Origin of the sequence: Pseudomonas sp. HMSC065H01, from assembly GCF_001815235.1 — a bacterium.
GTDB lineage: Bacteria > Pseudomonadota > Gammaproteobacteria > Pseudomonadales > Pseudomonadaceae > Pseudomonas > Pseudomonas aeruginosa.
The window spans coordinates 309,365-324,740 of the sequence record NZ_KV819937.1 but is presented as its reverse complement, the minus strand read 5'-3'; the positions used below and the strand labels follow the sequence as shown (position 1 = coordinate 324,740).

The 15,376-nt window shown below is 66.0% G+C and carries 14 protein-coding genes; all 14 read right to left on the bottom strand.

What is annotated here, in order from left to right; translation table 11 throughout:
* Window positions 1-7 precede the first annotated feature (7 nt).
* The 14 genes from wapR to ilvE all read right to left on the bottom strand — a co-directional run bounded on the left by wapR (window position 8) and on the right by ilvE (window position 15,344).
* Window positions 8-892, bottom strand: coding sequence for an alpha-1,3-rhamnosyltransferase (gene wapR / locus HMPREF3014_RS30980; RefSeq protein ID WP_003095756.1), 885 nt, complete (start codon window positions 890-892; stop codon window positions 8-10).
* A gap of 160 nt (window positions 893-1,052) precedes the next feature.
* Window positions 1,053-2,009, bottom strand: coding sequence for a glycosyltransferase family protein (locus HMPREF3014_RS30975; protein WP_003114548.1), 957 nt, complete (start codon window positions 2,007-2,009; stop codon window positions 1,053-1,055).
* 72 nt (window positions 2,010-2,081) lie between these two features.
* Window positions 2,082-3,500: a PIG-L deacetylase family protein gene (locus HMPREF3014_RS30970; protein WP_003121179.1), complete on the bottom strand. Its 1,419-nt coding sequence runs from the start codon at window positions 3,498-3,500 to the stop codon at window positions 2,082-2,084.
* Window positions 3,501-3,503: 3 nt separating this feature from the next.
* A complete protein-coding gene (locus tag HMPREF3014_RS30965) occupies window positions 3,504-4,400 on the bottom strand; it encodes an antimicrobial resistance protein Mig-14 (protein WP_003114550.1) in 897 nt (298 codons plus the stop codon).
* Window positions 4,394-5,530 carry a glycosyltransferase gene (locus HMPREF3014_RS30960; protein WP_003109898.1) on the bottom strand — a complete coding sequence of 379 codons (1,137 nt, stop codon included), beginning with the start codon at window positions 5,528-5,530 and terminating at the stop codon, window positions 4,394-4,396. The genes HMPREF3014_RS30965 and HMPREF3014_RS30960 overlap by 7 nt, the downstream gene beginning before the upstream one ends.
* Window positions 5,514-7,271: a carbamoyltransferase family protein gene (locus HMPREF3014_RS30955; protein WP_003095766.1), complete on the bottom strand. Its 1,758-nt coding sequence runs from the start codon at window positions 7,269-7,271 to the stop codon at window positions 5,514-5,516. Before HMPREF3014_RS30955 ends, HMPREF3014_RS30960 begins: the two co-directional genes overlap by 17 nt.
* Window positions 7,272-7,374: 103 nt before the next feature.
* Window positions 7,375-8,853 (bottom strand): lipopolysaccharide kinase InaA family protein, encoded by a 1,479-nt coding sequence (locus tag HMPREF3014_RS30950; protein ID WP_023087863.1) that lies wholly within the window; start codon window positions 8,851-8,853, stop codon window positions 7,375-7,377.
* Window positions 8,850-9,608 carry a lipopolysaccharide kinase InaA family protein gene (locus HMPREF3014_RS30945; protein ID WP_003095770.1) on the bottom strand — a complete coding sequence of 253 codons (759 nt, stop codon included), beginning with the start codon at window positions 9,606-9,608 and terminating at the stop codon, window positions 8,850-8,852. Before HMPREF3014_RS30945 ends, HMPREF3014_RS30950 begins: the two co-directional genes overlap by 4 nt.
* On the bottom strand, window positions 9,605-10,339 hold the full coding sequence (locus HMPREF3014_RS30940) for a lipopolysaccharide kinase InaA family protein (RefSeq protein ID WP_003161989.1): 735 nt from the start codon (window positions 10,337-10,339) through the stop codon (window positions 9,605-9,607). The genes HMPREF3014_RS30945 and HMPREF3014_RS30940 overlap by 4 nt, the downstream gene beginning before the upstream one ends.
* Window positions 10,339-11,145: a lipopolysaccharide core heptose(I) kinase RfaP gene (rfaP, locus tag HMPREF3014_RS30935; protein ID WP_003095775.1), complete on the bottom strand. Its 807-nt coding sequence runs from the start codon at window positions 11,143-11,145 to the stop codon at window positions 10,339-10,341. The genes HMPREF3014_RS30940 and rfaP overlap by 1 nt, the downstream gene beginning before the upstream one ends.
* Window positions 11,142-12,263, bottom strand: a complete 1,122-nt coding sequence (locus HMPREF3014_RS30930) for a glycosyltransferase family 4 protein (protein ID WP_003116148.1) — start codon at window positions 12,261-12,263, stop codon at window positions 11,142-11,144. Before HMPREF3014_RS30930 ends, rfaP begins: the two co-directional genes overlap by 4 nt.
* Window positions 12,260-13,327, bottom strand: coding sequence for a lipopolysaccharide heptosyltransferase I (gene waaC / locus HMPREF3014_RS30925; protein ID WP_023087864.1), 1,068 nt, complete (start codon window positions 13,325-13,327; stop codon window positions 12,260-12,262). Before waaC ends, HMPREF3014_RS30930 begins: the two co-directional genes overlap by 4 nt.
* The gene (gene waaF, locus HMPREF3014_RS30920) at window positions 13,324-14,361 is read right to left on the bottom strand and encodes a lipopolysaccharide heptosyltransferase II (protein ID WP_003109905.1); all 1,038 of its coding nucleotides are present in this window, start codon (window positions 14,359-14,361) and stop codon (window positions 13,324-13,326) included. Before waaF ends, waaC begins: the two co-directional genes overlap by 4 nt.
* A gap of 59 nt (window positions 14,362-14,420) precedes the next feature.
* The gene (gene ilvE, locus HMPREF3014_RS30915; protein ID WP_003095783.1) at window positions 14,421-15,344 is read right to left on the bottom strand and encodes a branched-chain-amino-acid transaminase; all 924 of its coding nucleotides are present in this window, start codon (window positions 15,342-15,344) and stop codon (window positions 14,421-14,423) included.
* Window positions 15,345-15,376 lie beyond the last annotated feature (32 nt).

The window sequence follows — 15,376 nt, the reverse complement described above, 5'->3', positions numbered from 1 at the left end:
ATCCGAGCTAGGAGAAAAACAGCCGCGCAATGCCGCGGAAGGTCTTCTCGTTCCAGTACTTCAGCGGCAAGCCGGAGAGCAGCTCCCGGGCCAGTACCTTGTCCCGGTTCGAGCACTTGAGGAACATCGAATTGCGGAAGCGCATGATCACCTGTTCGTAATCGGGGTGATCGCTGAACTGGCTGTACGTCTTGAATACGTTGTCCACCATGAAACGGGCGTTCTTGTACGTATTGGTGGGATGCTTGCGGTACTGGGCGAGGACCTCGCCAAGAATGTCGATGACGTAGCCAGCCTTGGTCACCGCCAGTTCGATATAGACATCTTCCAGGCGTATGTCCGGATCGAAACCGCCGACCTTCTCCAGGGCTTCCCGCCGGAACATCAGGGTGGGCGCCATCGGGCCCGGCTTGCGGTCCAGGAACAGGTCATCGAAGTCGAGACGGCGGAAAGGCAGGTCGCGTTTGCGCTGCTCCTTTCCCGGCATGACCCGGCCATTGGAGTCGATGATCTCGATATTGCCCGCGCAGATACCTACCTCGGGCTTGTCCCACATGTGTGCCACCTGTTTCTCCAGGCGTTGCGGCAACATGATGTCGTCCGAACCGAAAGGCACGATGAGATTTCCCCGGGCCCTGGCGATCGCCTCGTTGAGCGTTTTCGACAGTCCCTGGTTCTGCTGGACCCTGAGGTCGAAGCCGTACTTCGCCTGGAGCCCGCGCAAAAGCTCGACGCTGCCATCGCTGGAACCATCGTCCACCACCAGCAGTTCCACGTTGCGGTATGTCTGCGCAGCCACGCTGGCGATGCTCGCTTCTATGTACTTTTCGTGGTTATAGGAAGCGATGATCACGGAAACCAATGGCTGCGAACCATCATCGACGAGCGCCATAACTACAACCTTACCTGTCCTTCACGTCCCCATTCAAAGCGCCAGACATGCATGAGCGATCCTGCGATCTTCATCGGTCCTACACCTCCCCCCAGCCCGGAAAAACAAGCTGAACAATAGCAAACACGCCTGAAGCCCCAGCTCTTTTCGGCTGCTACTCTCAGGTAAAAATACGTCGCCAGGTCTTCTCCAGCCATCCGGGACGCTCCGGCTCGCGCAACGCGGGCCGCATGGCCTCGACGATACTCTGACCGACAGCGGCGAAGCTGAATCGTTCGATGGCCAGCGCCTGGCCGCTTCGCGCGATCCGCTCGGCGAGAGCCGTATCGAGGCGCAGGATCGCGAGCTTTTCCTGGATGTCCGCCACCGAGCGATACAGCACGATATTCTCCATGTCCCGGAAACCCAAGGCCTCGTTTTCCCGCTCGCCCTGGTCGTAGGCCAGCAGCACGCAACCGCAGGCCATCGCCTCGAAATTCTTGATCATGTATTCGCCCATGCCGACATCCGCGCTGACGAAGAAACGGATGCGGTTGAGCGTGCGCAGGTACTCCTCGCCGGACTTGGTCTTGGTCACCAGCAGGTTCTCCACTCCGCCCAACTCGTCGAGCAACGCCTTGCGTCCACTGTAGGCCACGCTGCCGGTACTGCCGACGAAGCCCAGCTCGATATCGCGCGCCAGGCCCAGGTCATGCAACAGGGTCTGGTCGTAGCCCTTGGGCACGAATACCGCGTCGAATCCCTCCTGGCGCAGGCGTTCGCTGACCGTATGGCCCGAACTGATCACCCGTGCCCAGGGCAGGCGCCGGTAATGGGCGCTGAACTTGCCGGTGTACTTGCAGGGAATGTAGTTCTGGTAGGCATCGTGCTCGAGGATCACCAGGTTGGGCACGCTGCGGATGAAGCGGACCTGGCGCATTTCCTTCTTGAAACGGAGGAAGAACAGGATGCGGTCGTAGCGCGAGACATCCACGTGCTTGCGGAAGTAGCCGCGCAGGTCGGCCTGCTCCTCGCTGCTCAGCCAGCGGGTATCGCACTCGCAATGGGCGGCGATGCCGTCGTACAGGCGATCCAGGATCGCGCGCTGCTCTTTCTGGACCAGAAACAGAACTTTCATCAGACCTTCATCCTCGCGGCTGCTCCGAAGCAGCATGGCGGCTCGAACCTTGCCGAACGCTCGACCCAAGCATCACGCCTCCCCATCCAGCGACTCCACCCAGAACAACTCGTGCCGACGCACCGCCTTGCGCATGAACTCGTCCTCGCCGTAAGCCGGCCAGCGACGCCCGGCGAGCCAGCCCTGCAGACGGCGGCGCAGACGGCGCTTGAACGGCGGCCTGGGTTGCAGGTCGTGCATCATGCCCAAGGCCATGGCCTTGTCCACCTGGCGCGTGCGCTCCAGCGCCAGCGTCCATGGCAGCAACGGCGAGCATTCTTCGGTCAGCGGTGGCAGGCTGACCCCCATGTGCGCATCGCCCATCGGCCAGCGATCGTTGTCGTGCAGGTGATTGGCATAGTGCAACAATGCCTGCGGCTGCCAGTCCAGGCCCTGGAGCGCCTCGCGCACAGCCTCCTGGGCGCGGACATGGTCCGGGTGCGGATCGAAATGCGGATGAGGCAGGACGATGACCTCGGGACGTGCCAGCAGGATCAGCTCGCGGAGATCGGACAGCAGATTGTTCCAGGTCGACAGGCCGTCGGCATCGCTGGCCAGGCGCAGGCGGTTGAACTGGCGGAACGGACGGATATCGGCGAGATCGGCCTCACGGGACGGCACCACCTCGCCCGGGTTCGCCTGCATGGCAGGCAATTGCAGGCAGAAATAACCCAGTTGCACGCAGCGCTCGGCCGGCACCCCACCCCACGTCGGCACGGCCTGGCTATCCCAGGCGCGCAGGCGGCCCTTCAGGCGCGCCGCAGCTATTCCGTCGAGGCCCATGCGGCGGTAATGCTCGGTTTCGATCTCGCCGGCGGTCAGGGTCACGATCCAGGCCTCGCGAGCCTGGCTGTAGAGGCCGAAGGCGGCCAGCTCGGCGTCGTCGGCATGCGGAGCGATGACCATCACCCGCCGATCACGGTAGTCGGGATGGCGCGCACGCCACAGGGTCGGTTCGCCGACCAGCCGGCAATGCCGGCCGCGCAGGCGAATCCGGCCCTCGCCCAGCGGCCCGGCCAGTCCCGTCAGGTTCAGGTAGCGCAAGCCGTTCACCCCACGTTCGAAAGCCTGGGCATCGGCCTCCGCGCCACCTTCCAGCAGCACCGAGGGTTCGAGGAAGCGCCCCAGCCAGCCAGCGCGCACGCCGATGCCAAGCACCAGCGTATCGCCTTCGCGCAGCTCACCGTCGACTCGCAGACGGCCATCCGCCAGGCGTACCGGCAGCGACTCGACCCCTTCCGCGAAACGGTAGCGGTAGTCCTCGCCCGGCGAATAGAACAGGTGATCGGCGAACCAGGCTTCGTGGGCGACCCACAGGGCCACGAGGAGGATCGGCAACAACCAGGGGCTGACCAGCAGACCGACGGCCAGCAATGCCAGCAGCGCAACCAGTAGGCCGATCCGCTTGTTGCGTCGATGACGCTTGAGCAACTGCTGCTTGCGTGCGCTCATGCTTCAGACCTGGAAGACCGGAGAAGGATGGCACCAGCGATCCTTGTATTCGCGGTCGGCGCGACCGAACGAATAGCGCAGGGGTTTGCCCAGCGCTCGCGCATCCTCCCAGGCGGCCTGGGTGTTCAGGTAACTGAGCACGCTGCCAGGGCTGAACTCGCGGGTCTGCGGATCGACGCCGCCGTTGATGTACTCGACGCTGAGCCAGCCCGGCGCTTCGGCGCGATACAGTACCTGGACCGCGATGGGCTGGTCGTTGAGCAGCAGGACCGAGCCGCGCAGCAATTCGCGCAGCCGCTCGAAGACCTCGGCCATGCGCTCCGCGCCGGTGGCAGGGAAACCCCAGCGACGCTGGAACAGTTCAAGATAGATGGCAGCGAACTCGGCCGGGGCGAAGCTGTCTGCCTGGCGCACCTGGCCACCGGCCTCCTCCACCAGGCGCACTTCGCGCCGCTGGTTATAGCGGAACTTCTTGGAGAAATCCTCGGGAGCACGAGCGAAAGCCAGTTGCTCGGTCTGAGGGCGCAGCGTGACGATGTTCCGCTCATGCAGCGCCGACAGGTAGCGTCCCGCATGGCGGAGGGCGATGCGGGCATCGCCGGCCACCGGCAGGATCAGTTCGGCGTTGCCCAGGTCGTACAGGCCCTTCTTGCCGCGCCGCTTGAGCACGTCCTTGGACAACGCCAGGTGGCGGCCCCAGGTCGGGATCGCCGCAACCAGTTCGCCAGCGCTCTCCCAACCCAGGTAACGCACCGGGATTCCAGCCATTTCGGCGAGCTGCTCGACCACCAGCGGGTGGGTCGCGACGCTGCCGCCGAAACGCTGCCAGGCCTGGGCGTAGGTCGGCGCGTCCACTTCGCGCCAACCGCGTTCGCGGAAGGCGCGCAACCTGTTCAGCATGCAGACTCCGAAGCGAAGCCGGCAATCGTCGGCAGGCGCCAGAATTCGCGGCGCACCGCAGCGTCGGAGAAGCGTGTCTCCAGGCGCTCGAGCATGAGCCGCGCACAGGCCTCGCGCTGGCGGCGGTCAAGCGCCGCCAGGTGGGTCAGGCCCTCGGCCAGGGCCGTCTCGTCGCCCAGCGGGAAGAGGATGCCGACCCCTTCCACCACTTCGCGGGCGCCGCCACAGGCGGTGGCGATCAGCGGTACACCGGCGACCATGGCCTCCAGCAGGACCATGCCGAACGGCTCGTGGTCGGAACTCAGGGCGAAGGCGTCGAACGCCTTGAAGTAGCGCCGTGCCTCTTCGACCTGGCCGAGGAACAGCACGCGCTCGCCGATACCCAGTTCGCAGGCCAGGTCCTTGAGCTGCTCTTCCAGGCGGCCGCTGCCGAGGATCGCCAGCAGGCTGTTCTGCGGCAGGCGCGGCAGCGCGGCGGCAAAGCCGCGCAGCAGGGTAGCCTGGTCCTTGTCCGGATGCAGGCGGCCGACGTTGCCGACCACCCAGGCCTCGTCGGGCAGGCGCAGTTGCCGGCGCGCACTCAGGCGCTCGACCTGCTCGGCCTGCAGCGCAGCGACGTCGATGCGGTTGTAGAGCGTCTCGATCCGCTCCGCCGGCCACTTCGGCAGGCAACGGCGGATATCGTCGCGCACCGCGTCGGACACCGCCAGCAGGCTCAGGCGCTTGCTCATCAGGCCGGCGAAGACCTTGCGCGACAACCGCTGGTAATCGCCGAAGGCGTGGTGCACGCCAACGATCGGCAGACGAGTGGCCAGGCTGGCGATCCAGATCGGCTTGAAGCGGTGCGCGATGCAGAAGCGGAAGTCGCGCGAACGGGCGATCTCGCGCAAGTCGCGGATCGCCTTCAGCTTGAGGCCACGGATGTCCCTGGAGCCGTACTCGAGGAACAGTACCTCGTCGGAGGCGCAACGCGCCGCCACCTCAGGATCGGAACGCCCGGTGAGGAACACCGTGGTGACCTTGTACGGGGTTCCGGCGAACAGGCTGGCGTACTGACGGGCACAGTCGAGGAAAGGCCCGTCGTAGCCGTGACAGAACTGCAGGACGCGAGGTTCAGCCGACCGAGTCATACCAGTCCACGCCCTCCTTCACGACCAGGATGTCCTCCATGATCAGGTACTGCAGATCGGAGCCGAAGAACATGTTCAGGGCGTCGGTCGGCGAGCAGATCATCGGTTCGCCACGGCGATTGAGCGAAGTGTTCAGGGCCACGCCGTTGCCGGTGAGGTTCTCCAGTTCCTTCATCAGGTCGTAGTAGCGCGGGTTGTACTCGCGCTTCAGCACCTGGGCGCGGGAGGTGCCGTCTTCGTGCACCACTTCCGGCACTCGCTCCTTCCACTCTTCGTTGACTTCGAAGGTGAAGGTCATGAACGGGGCCGGGTGGTCGATCTTGAACATCTGCGGGCCGACGGTATCCAGCATCGACGGGCAGAAGGGCCGCCAGCGCTCGCGGAACTTGATCTGCGCATTGATCCGGTCGGCCACGCCCGGCACGCTCGGGCAGCCGAGAATGGAGCGGCCACCGAGGGCACGCGGACCGAACTCCATGCGTCCCTGGAACCAGGCCACCGGGTTGCCGTCGGCAAGGATCCTGCCGATACGCCGGCTGCGGTTGTCGATCTTCTGCCACTGCGGCCTGGCCTCGTGACGGGCGCAGGCGGCGATGACGTCCTCGTTGGAATACTCCGGGCCGAGGTAGACGTGCTCCATCTTCTCCACCGGCACGCCGCGCTGGTGCGACACGTAGGCCGCCGCGCCGACCGCGGTGCCGGCGTCGCTGGCCGCCGGCTGGACGAACAGCTCCTTCACTTCGGGGCGCGAGATGATCTTCTGGTTGAGCTTGACGTTCAGCGCGCAGCCGCCGGCGAAAGCGACCTTGCCGGTCTCGCGGATGATATCGCCGAGGTAGTAGTCCATCATCTCCAGCGCGAGCTTCTCGAACAGCGCCTGGATGCTCGCGGCGTAATGGATGTAGGGATCGTCGGCGATGTCGCCTTCGCGCTTGGGCCCCAGCCACTCGATCAGCTTGGGCGAGAAGTAGTAGCCCTTGCCTTTCTCCTTGTAGCGGCGGAAGCCGATGACGTTGGCATAATCGGTGTTGATCACCAGTTCGCCGTTCTCGAACTTGGCGAGACGGGAGAAATCGTACTTGCTGGCGTCACCGTAGGGCGCCATGCCCATGACCTTGAACTCGCCGTCGAGCATGTCGAAGCCGAGGTACTCGGTGATCGCGCCGTACAGGCCGCCCAGCGAATCCGGATCGTAGAACTCCTTGATCTTGTGGATCCGACCGTTCTCGCCCCAGCCGAAGAAAGTGGTGGCGTATTCGCCCTTGCCGTCGATGCCGAGGATCGCGGTCTTTTCCTTGAACCCCGAGCAATGGTAGGCACTGGAGGCGTGGGCAAGGTGGTGCTCGACCGGCTGGATCTTGATTTTCTTCAGGTCGAAGCCGAGTTGCTGCAGGCACCACTCGATGCGCTTGTAGTAACGCTTGTAGCGGCGGTTGCCGAGCAGGATCGCATCCAGCGCGCGATCCGGCGCGTAGGCGTAGCGCTTGGCGTAGTGCCAGCGGGCCTTTTCCATGATGCTGATGGGAGCGAAGGGAATCGCCACCACGTCGACATCGGCCGGCTCGATCCCTGCCTGCTCCAGGCAGAACTTCGCCGATTCGTAGGGCATGCGGTTCTTCGCGTGCTTGTCGCGCACGAAGCGCTCTTCCTCGACGGCCGCGACCAGCTTGCCGTCGATGTACAGGGCGGCGGACGGGTCATGGCTTACGGCGCCAGACAGGCCTAGGACGGTCAATGCCACGGTAGAACCTCTTCAAAGCAGCTCGCGGTTGCGGAGTGGGACCGACAACCGCGGCTTTCGTTTAACTCGTCGACCGCCGCAGGCGGTGGTCGTCGCTTGTCGTTCAAGCCCCGGCGGCGTCGCCGAGGCGGGGAATCCGTTGCTCCAGCAGCCGGTAGAGGCCGCTGTCCTGCGGCCAGTTGCGCAGGAAGCGCGCGCGGTCGCGGGCGTAGGCGCGGGCAAAGGACGCCTGGCTGTGATGCTTGCGCATCGCGTCCAGGTCGATCAGCGCCCATTCGCCGCCTTGTTCATGGGCCTGCCAGAACAGGTTGTGTCCCTTCAGGTCGCCGTGGCTGATGCGTTCGCGGATCAACGTCGAAAACAGCCGATCCAGTGCCGCCAACTCGGCTTCCGGTGGCGAAACGGCGCCATCGGGCATGTCCAGGCAAGGCTTAAAACGAGCGATTATATCCTGACCGCCGAGATAATCGGTAATCAGGTAGGCGCGCCCGCGCAGCCAGCACCAGCGCCGCTCCAGCATCGCCAGCGGACGGGCGGTGGCGATGCCGAGGAATTCCAGGCGGTTGCCTTCGCGCCAGGAGGCCCAGGCCCGGCTCGGCCGCCAGAAGCGCTTCAGCCAATGGACCCAGCCCTTGATGTTGTAGCGCTTGATGATCAGCGTGCGGCCGTTCGCTTCGACCCGGGCGACGGTGGCCGCGCCGCCGTCCTTGTAGACGTGGCCGGCGGCGATCAGGCGGTCCGCGTCCGCCAGCAGGGGCGCCATCGTCTCGGCCTCGCTGCGGCGGGCGGCGAACAGGCGGAACGGACCGCGCACGACGCTGAACAGGCTACAGTCGCGACCGACCTTCCTCAGCAGGTCGCGCACCCGCCAGCGGCGAACCTTGGCGATTTCCTTCTGCAAGGCTTCGAGCGGCAGCGCATGCTCGCCGTTGGCCAGCAGGTAATGCACCAGCAACTCCTCCAGGAAAGGATCGAGGAGCGCCGGCAACTGGGCGAAGAACACCCCGAGGTTTTCCAGCACTTTCTGTCGCGACAGCGGCTGGCCGGGAGTTTCCGCACGCACGCCGCCACCGTCGATGAGATACAGGTGGCCGGCGTGGCGCAACAGGTTGTCCAGGTGCAGGTCGTCCTGCCAGAGGCCCTTTGCATGCAGCTCGCCAATGGCTGCCAGGGCTTCGCCGAGCACCGCTTGCTGGGCATCGCCCAGCGGCGCCTGGACCTCCACCGCACGCCAGGCGTCACCGAGGCTCTGCGCCGCGTCGAGGTAGTCGAACAGCAACCAGCCGCCCTCGCCCTCCTGCAGCCCGTCGGCCAGCAGCGCCGGGGTGGTCAGCCCCTGGGCCGCGAGCAGACGCGCCCCTTCCAGTTCGCGCTGGAAATGCCGTGCGGCCTTGCCGCCCACCAGCAGCTTGGCCAGCACCTTGCGCCCACGCCATTCGCCGGCACCGACGTAGCGCTGCCCGGGCAGCACCCGCAGCAGACTGTCCAGGCGCAGTTCGGCAGCGCCGGCGCCATCCGCCAGGGTCACCCGCAATGGCAGTTGCGGGTGGCGCCCGGCGGCTTGCAGTTCGGCCAGTCTCATCGGCGCGACTCCTTGCGCCGACGGCGCTGGTCGAGAAGGCGATACCACTGCTCGACCTCGGCCGAGTCGAGGGGTTCGTCGACATAGGCGGAGATGAATTCGTGCACGTCCGCTTCGCTCCAGTCCGGGGCACGGCGCAGCATCGGCTCCAGGTCCTTGACCTGGTCGCGGCGGCCGAACCAGATCGGGCGGGTCTTCTCCAGGTCGATCAGGCAGGCCTCGAAGACACCATCGGCCCCCTCGCGGAGGAATACATGCTTGGGATAGAAGCAACCATGCATCTGTCCGGCGGCGTGCAGCTGGCGCGCCAGCCTGCCAACCGCCCGGAGAATCGCCCGGCGCCGCTCTTCGGCCAGGTCGTGCCAGGACGCCAGCCAGGTGTCCAGGTCCTGCCAACCGTCCAGGGCACGGGTCAGGAGGATCGCCTGGCGCTCTCCGCCGACCGCCTGCTGGGCGAAGAACGCCGCCTGCAGGGCGGGAATGCCCAGCGCCCGGTAGCGCTCGATGTTGCGGAACTCGCGGGCGAAGGTCGGCTCGCCCAGCGGATGGCGCAGGCTGCGGGTCAGGTGGTTGCTCTGGCGCTTCAGGTAGTAGGCGGAGTCGCCCAGGTCGAGGCGGTAGACGCTGCTCCAGCCACCCCGCTCGGTATTCGGTTCGTCCACGGCGTCCAGCTGCAAGGCCCACAGGGCGTCGAAGCTGTCCAGACGGTTGCGCTGGAGCAGGTCGTGGTCCTGCGCGGCGATGAAAACGCTCATTCGCGCCCCTCGAAGAAAGCCACCACCTGGCGAATACGCTTCTTGTCGGATTCGTTCAGGTGCCGGCGACGGCGATATTGCAGGTAGAAGCGCAGGCGCTGGGTGCGCGACAGGTGGTACTTGGCCACCTTGTCCAGGCAGGCCAGGTCCTTGGTGATCCGATAGCGCAGCATGAAGCTCCACCAGAACGCGCCGTTCGGGCAGTCGATGAAATACACCAGCGGCTGGGCGTCCACCAGCAGGTTGCGCCACTTCAGGTCGTTATGGGTGAAATGCTGGTCATGCATCAGGCGCGTAGCCTTGGCGATCTGCCGGCTGACGCCGTCCACCCAGCGCGGGTCCTTCAGGCGCGGATCCCGGTTGCAGGCGAGCACCGACAAGTCCTCGGTGCCCGGCAGCTCGCGGGTGATCATGGCGCCGCGCTGGAAGGCGCCGGCCTTGCGCTCCAGCCCCCAGGCGACCACTTCGGCGGTGGGAATGCCCCACTTCTCGAAGCGCTTGAGGTTCTGCCACTCGGCCTTGATCCGCGGTCGCGCCAGGTAGCGGCGCAGGCCCTTGCCGGCGCTGCGGTAGCGCTTGACGTAGTAACGCACGCCGTCGCGCTCGATGCGGATGACTTCGGACAACGGGTCGCGGGTCAGGCGCTCGCCCTCCAGGGCGAACACGCTATCGAGGCTACCGAAGTCGGCGGCCAGGTGACGGTAATCGGGTTCGAGGGTCCACCCCGCCATCAGAGCAGGTCTCCGTAACGCTGCTTGCGTTCGTAGAGTTTTTCCGCCTTGCGTTCCATCCAGGCCAGCAGGCCGGCCTCGTCGCGCAGTATCTCGCGCAACGGCCGGCGGAAATAGGTGCGCAGGAAGCGTAGCTTGTCGCGACGCGTCAGTCCGATGTCCAGCGCAGAGAAATACAATGCCGCCAGATCCTTGTTACGCCAGCGTTTCGGCGTGGCGTCGCGGGTCTGGGCACGGTGCAGATCGATCACCGAGAGGCGGAAATCGTCCGCGCTCACCGGCTTGTCGGTGTGCAACAGGAAATGACAGATGTAGCAGTCGCGATGGTTGACTCCGGCACGGTGCATGTCGCCGACCATCCGCGCCACCGCCTCGACCAGCGCGCGCTTGAGCCGCGGCGGTGGAGGACGTTCGCGCCAGTCCTGGGAGAACACCTCGAGGTCCACGGTCGGCGCCAGTTCCTCGGTGACGATGAAGGAATGCTGCCGCGCCGGATCGCTGCCGCGCTCGCCGTAGGCGACCGCGGTCATGGTCGCTACGCCGGCCTCGTGCAGGCGCCGGATGGCCTGCCACTCCTGGCGCGCGCCGAGCACCGGAAGCTTGGCGGTGAGGAGGTTCTTGGCGATCTCGCCCCAGCCGATGCCACGGTGGATCTTGACGAAGTAGCCGCGCCCGTCGACCTCGGTGCGCAGGGTGCGGCGCCCTTCCAGTTCGCGGTAGACCTTGCCTTGCAGCGCCTCCACCGCCTCGAACGGGTCGCGCCCGCTCCACAGGCGCTTGAACGGCTCTTCCAGCACCAGCCTCATGAGGCCTCCCCGAGGATCAGGTCGGCGGCGCGCTGCGGCATGCTGTAGAGGTCGGCGTGATCGGCGTAGGCCAGCCCATTGCGCGACCAGGCGGCGCGCGCCGGAGCGTCCTCCAGCATTTCCGCGAGCAGGCGGTTGAGACTGTCCTGCTCGAAGGGACTCGGCAGCACCCGCCCGGCGTCGGCCTCGGCGATGTAGTGGGCGTAGCCGCAGACATCGGTCACCAACACCGGCAGGCCGGAGACCAGCGCCTCCAGCAGCACCGTACCGGTGTTCTCGTTGTAGGCCGGGTGGATCAGCAGGTCGGCGCCGAGCAGGAAGCGCGGGATATCGCTGCGACCCTTGAGGATCTGTACCTGGTCGTTGAGACCGAGGGCGGCGATCTGTAGCAGGAACGGCTTGGGATCGTCCTGGCCGATGGCGATCAGCCGGGTACGCCTGCGCAACGCCTTGGGCAGCGCGGCCAGCGCCTTCAGGCTGCGATCCAGGCCCTTGGTCTTGAAGCCGGAACCGATCTGCACCAGCAGCAGGTCGTCCTCCTCCAGGCCGAACTCGCGGCGGAATTCCGCACGCACGTCCGCGGCGTTGGCCGGCGCCCGGCGATCCTGGCTGATCCCCGGCGGCAGCAGATGGAAACGCTCGGCCTGGGTGCCGTAGTGCTTGACGAAGAGCGGCTGCTGCACCTCGGAGATCATCAGGATCTCGGTCTTCGAGGCCGGGTCGAACACTGCCCGTTCGTAGCCGGCGAAGTGGCGGTAGCGGCCCCACTGGCGGTACAGCGGGTTGCGCAAGGTCTGGGCCTTTTCCTCGAAACAGGCGTCGGCGGCGTAGTAGACATCCAGTCCGGGCATCTTGTTGAAGCCGATCACCCGCTGCACCGGGCGCCTGTCCAGGTCGGCGCGGACCCACGCGGTGAACTTCTCGTTGCGCCGGTGGTTGAAGATCGAGCGCACCGGGGCCACCAGCACTTCGAAGCCGTCCGGCACGTCGCCCTCCCAGATCAGCGTATAGACGCGGATGTCGTGCCCGCGCCGCTGGCATTCCAGGGCGATGCGCATGAAGTCACGCTGCAGGCCGCCGAAGGGGAAGTATTTGTAGAGGATGAACGCCAGGGTCATCGGAGGGTCTCCGGGGCCAGCAGCATGGCCTCCAGCTGGGTGGCCACGCGCTGGGGATTCAGCCGGGTGAAGCACAGCGGCTGCTCACGCTTGAGATCGAACAGTTTGCGATCCTCTTCGGTCGGCTGGTAGGTACAAGTCTTCTTCAGGCACGGCGCACAGGGGAAGTCGCTGCCCAGGTGGACCTGGGAACGCCCGTAGGCGCCGGTGAAGCCAGGATTGGTCGGGCCGAACAGCGACAGCGTCGGCACGTCCAGCGCCGCCGCCAGGTGACCGAGGCCGGTATCCACCGCCACGCAGGCGCGCGCGCCGGCAAGCACCTTGGCCATGCCGGCCAGGGATAATCTGGGGAGTACCGCGGCATTTTCCAACCCCGCCGCCAGGCGCCCGGCCCGCTCCCGCTCGGCGGCGCTGCCCCAGGGCAGGCGCACCGACCAGCCGCGCTCGCACATGCGCTCGGCCAGTTCGCGCCAGTAGGCTTCCGGCCAATGCTTGGTGACCCAGGTGGTACCGTGCAGGAACACCAGGTACGGCGCGCCAGGGTCGGCGTCGGCCAACTGCTCGCGGTCCAGGCCATAGTCACCGACCGACTCGGGCAACGGGTAGTCCAGCGCCTGGGCGAACAACTGGCGCGTGCGCTCCACCGCATGCTGTCCCCAGGCGACCGGATAGGCACGGCGATAGAAGCGGCTGGCGAGCGGCTCGCGCGCCGAGTCGCCATCGAGACCGGCGACCGGCGTCTTGCCCACGTAGCGGGTCAGCCAGGCACTCTTCAGCAGCCCCTGGGCGTCGATCACCAGGTCATAGTCGACTTCCTTCAGGCGCTGCTTGAAGCGCCGCCATTCGCCGTTGCGCAGGGTCTGCCAGAGGTTCTTGCGCCAGCGCCGGATCGCCACCGGGATCACCCGCGCCACCGCCGGATGCCAGGCGGGAATCTCGGCGAAACCTTCCTCCACCACCCAGTCGAACTGGATGCCGGGAATCGCCCGGGCGGCGTCGGTAAGCGCCGGCAGGGTGTGGATCACGTCGCCGAGGGACGAGGTCTTGACCAGCAGTACCCTCATCCGGCGACCTCGGCAGGGTCGCCGACCAGCCGCTCCAGGGCTTGCAATACCAGGCCAGGCGGCAGCTCGCGGAGGCAATTGTAGTGGCCGAAGCGACAGGTGCGCTCGAAGCACGGGCTGCACTCGAGACCGAGGCGGACGATCTCCACCCGGTCCGCCAGCGGCGGGGTGAACTGCGGCGAGGTGGAGCCATAGACGCCCACCAGCGGGCGATCCAGCGCGGCCGCCACGTGCATCAGGCCGGAATCGTTGGACACCACCGCGCCAGCGCAGGACATCAGGTCGATGGCCTCGGCCAGCGAAGTCTCCCCGGCAAGATTGAAGGACTCCTCGCGCAACCCCGGAATCAGGCGCTGGCGAATCTCCTCTCCACCGGGATGGTCGTTCTTCGAGCCGAACAGCCAGACCTGCCAGCCGGCACGGATCTTCGCCTCGGCGACCGCGGCGTAGTGTTCCGCCGGCCAGCGCTTGGCCTCGCCGAACTCGGCGCCGGGACAGAGCGCCAGCACCGGGCGGTCCAGGCTCAGGGCGAACTTGTCGAGCGCCGCCTGGCGGCTGCCGTCGTCGATCCGCAGGCGCGGCTGCGGATAGGGCTTCGGCAACTCCACGCCCGGCTCGAAGGCCAGGGCCATGAAGCGTTCGATCATCAGCGGATAGCGCTGCTTGTCGAGCTTGCGGATGTCATTGAGCAGCCCGTAGCGCATCTCGCCGCGCCAGCCGGTGCGCTTCGGTATTCCGGCGAACCAGGGCACCAGCGCCGACTTCAGCGAGTTGGGCAGCAGGATCGCCTGCTCGTACTGACCGCGCAGGCCGCGTCCGATCCGGCGCCGTGTGGCGACGTCCATCACCCCGTGGCCGAGCGGGAAGCTCAGGGCCTGGCGCACCTCGGGCATGCGCTCGAGGATCGGTCGGCTCCACTCGGGCGCCAGCACGTCGATCACGCACTCGGGATGCCGCTGGCGCAGACACTGGAACAGGGTCTGCGCCATCACCATGTCCCCCACCCAGGAGGGACCTACGATCAGAATTCTCATTCAGGCTCCGGAAATGATCAGGGAGGCTTTCGCCTCCCTGTCACACCCTTCTTCGGTGCTTACTTGACCAGGGTACGCCACTCGGCGTGGGCCTCGGTCTTGCCGCTGACCAGGTCGAAATAGGCTTTCTGCAGCTTTTCGGTGACCGGGCCACGGCGGCCGGCGCCGATCTTGCGACCGTCCACTTCGCGGATCGGCGTGACTTCCGCGGCAGTGCCAGTGAAGAAGGCCTCGTCGGCGATGTACACCTCGTCGCGGGTGATGCGCTTCTCGACCAGTTTAAAACCGTGTTCGGCGGCCAGGGTCAGGATAGTGTTACGAGTGATGCCGTTCAGGCAGGCGGTGACTTCCGGGGTGTAGATCACGCCATCCTTGATGATGAAGATGTTCTCGCCGGAGCCTTCGGCCACGTAGCCTTCCGGATCGAGCATCATGGCCTCGTCGGCGCCGCCGGAGATCGCTTCCTGGAGGGCCAGCATCGAGTTGATGTAGGCGCCGTTGGACTTGGCGCGGGTCATCGAGATGTTGACGTGGTGGCGGGTGAAGGAACTGGTGCGCACCTTGATGCCTTGCTGCAGGGCTTCCTCGCCCATGTAGGCGCCCCAGCTCCACGCGGCGATGATCACATGGACCTTCAGGCCGCTGGCGCGCAGGCCCATGCCTTCGCTTCCGTAGAACACCATCGGGCGGATATAGGCGCTTTCCAGGTTGTTCTCGCGCACGGCGGCGCGGGTCGCCTCGTTGATCTCGTCGCGGCTGTACGGGATCTGCATGTTCATGATGTGCGCGGAGTCGAACAGCCGGTCGGTATGCGCCTGCAGGCGGAAGATCGCCGTGCCCTGCGGGGTGTCGTAGGCGCGCACGCCCTCGAACACGCCCATTCCATAGTGCAGGGTATGGGTCAGCACGTGCGTGGTCGCGTCGCGCCACTGCACCAGTTCACCGTCATACCAGATCACGCCATCACGATCGGCCATCGACATAGTTGCCAGCTCCTTCAGATATTCGTTACGTA

Excerpts from the sequence above, each read along its gene's own strand:
- ilvE (WP_003095783.1), bottom strand. The coding sequence starts at position 15,344 with ATGTCGATGGCCGATCGTGATGGCGTGATCTGGTATGACGGTGAACTG.
- HMPREF3014_RS30970 (WP_003121179.1), bottom strand. The coding sequence starts at position 3,500 with ATGAGCGCACGCAAGCAGCAGTTGCTCAAGCGTCATCGACGCAACAAG.
- HMPREF3014_RS30975 (WP_003114548.1), bottom strand. The coding sequence starts at position 2,009 with ATGAAAGTTCTGTTTCTGGTCCAGAAAGAGCAGCGCGCGATCCTGGAT.
- HMPREF3014_RS30960 (WP_003109898.1), bottom strand. The coding sequence starts at position 5,530 with ATGACTCGGTCGGCTGAACCTCGCGTCCTGCAGTTCTGTCACGGCTAC.
- HMPREF3014_RS30965 (WP_003114550.1), bottom strand. The coding sequence starts at position 4,400 with ATGCTGAACAGGTTGCGCGCCTTCCGCGAACGCGGTTGGCGCGAAGTG.
- waaC (WP_023087864.1), bottom strand. The coding sequence starts at position 13,327 with ATGAGGGTACTGCTGGTCAAGACCTCGTCCCTCGGCGACGTGATCCAC.
- HMPREF3014_RS30930 (WP_003116148.1), bottom strand. The coding sequence starts at position 12,263 with ATGACCCTGGCGTTCATCCTCTACAAATACTTCCCCTTCGGCGGCCTG.
- wapR (WP_003095756.1), bottom strand. The coding sequence starts at position 892 with ATGGCGCTCGTCGATGATGGTTCGCAGCCATTGGTTTCCGTGATCATC.
- waaF (WP_003109905.1), bottom strand. The coding sequence starts at position 14,361 with ATGAGAATTCTGATCGTAGGTCCCTCCTGGGTGGGGGACATGGTGATG.
- HMPREF3014_RS30945 (WP_003095770.1), bottom strand. The coding sequence starts at position 9,608 with ATGAGCGTTTTCATCGCCGCGCAGGACCACGACCTGCTCCAGCGCAAC.
- rfaP (WP_003095775.1), bottom strand. The coding sequence starts at position 11,145 with ATGAGGCTGGTGCTGGAAGAGCCGTTCAAGCGCCTGTGGAGCGGGCGC.
- HMPREF3014_RS30950 (WP_023087863.1), bottom strand. The coding sequence starts at position 8,853 with ATGAGACTGGCCGAACTGCAAGCCGCCGGGCGCCACCCGCAACTGCCA.
- HMPREF3014_RS30940 (WP_003161989.1), bottom strand. The coding sequence starts at position 10,339 with ATGGCGGGGTGGACCCTCGAACCCGATTACCGTCACCTGGCCGCCGAC.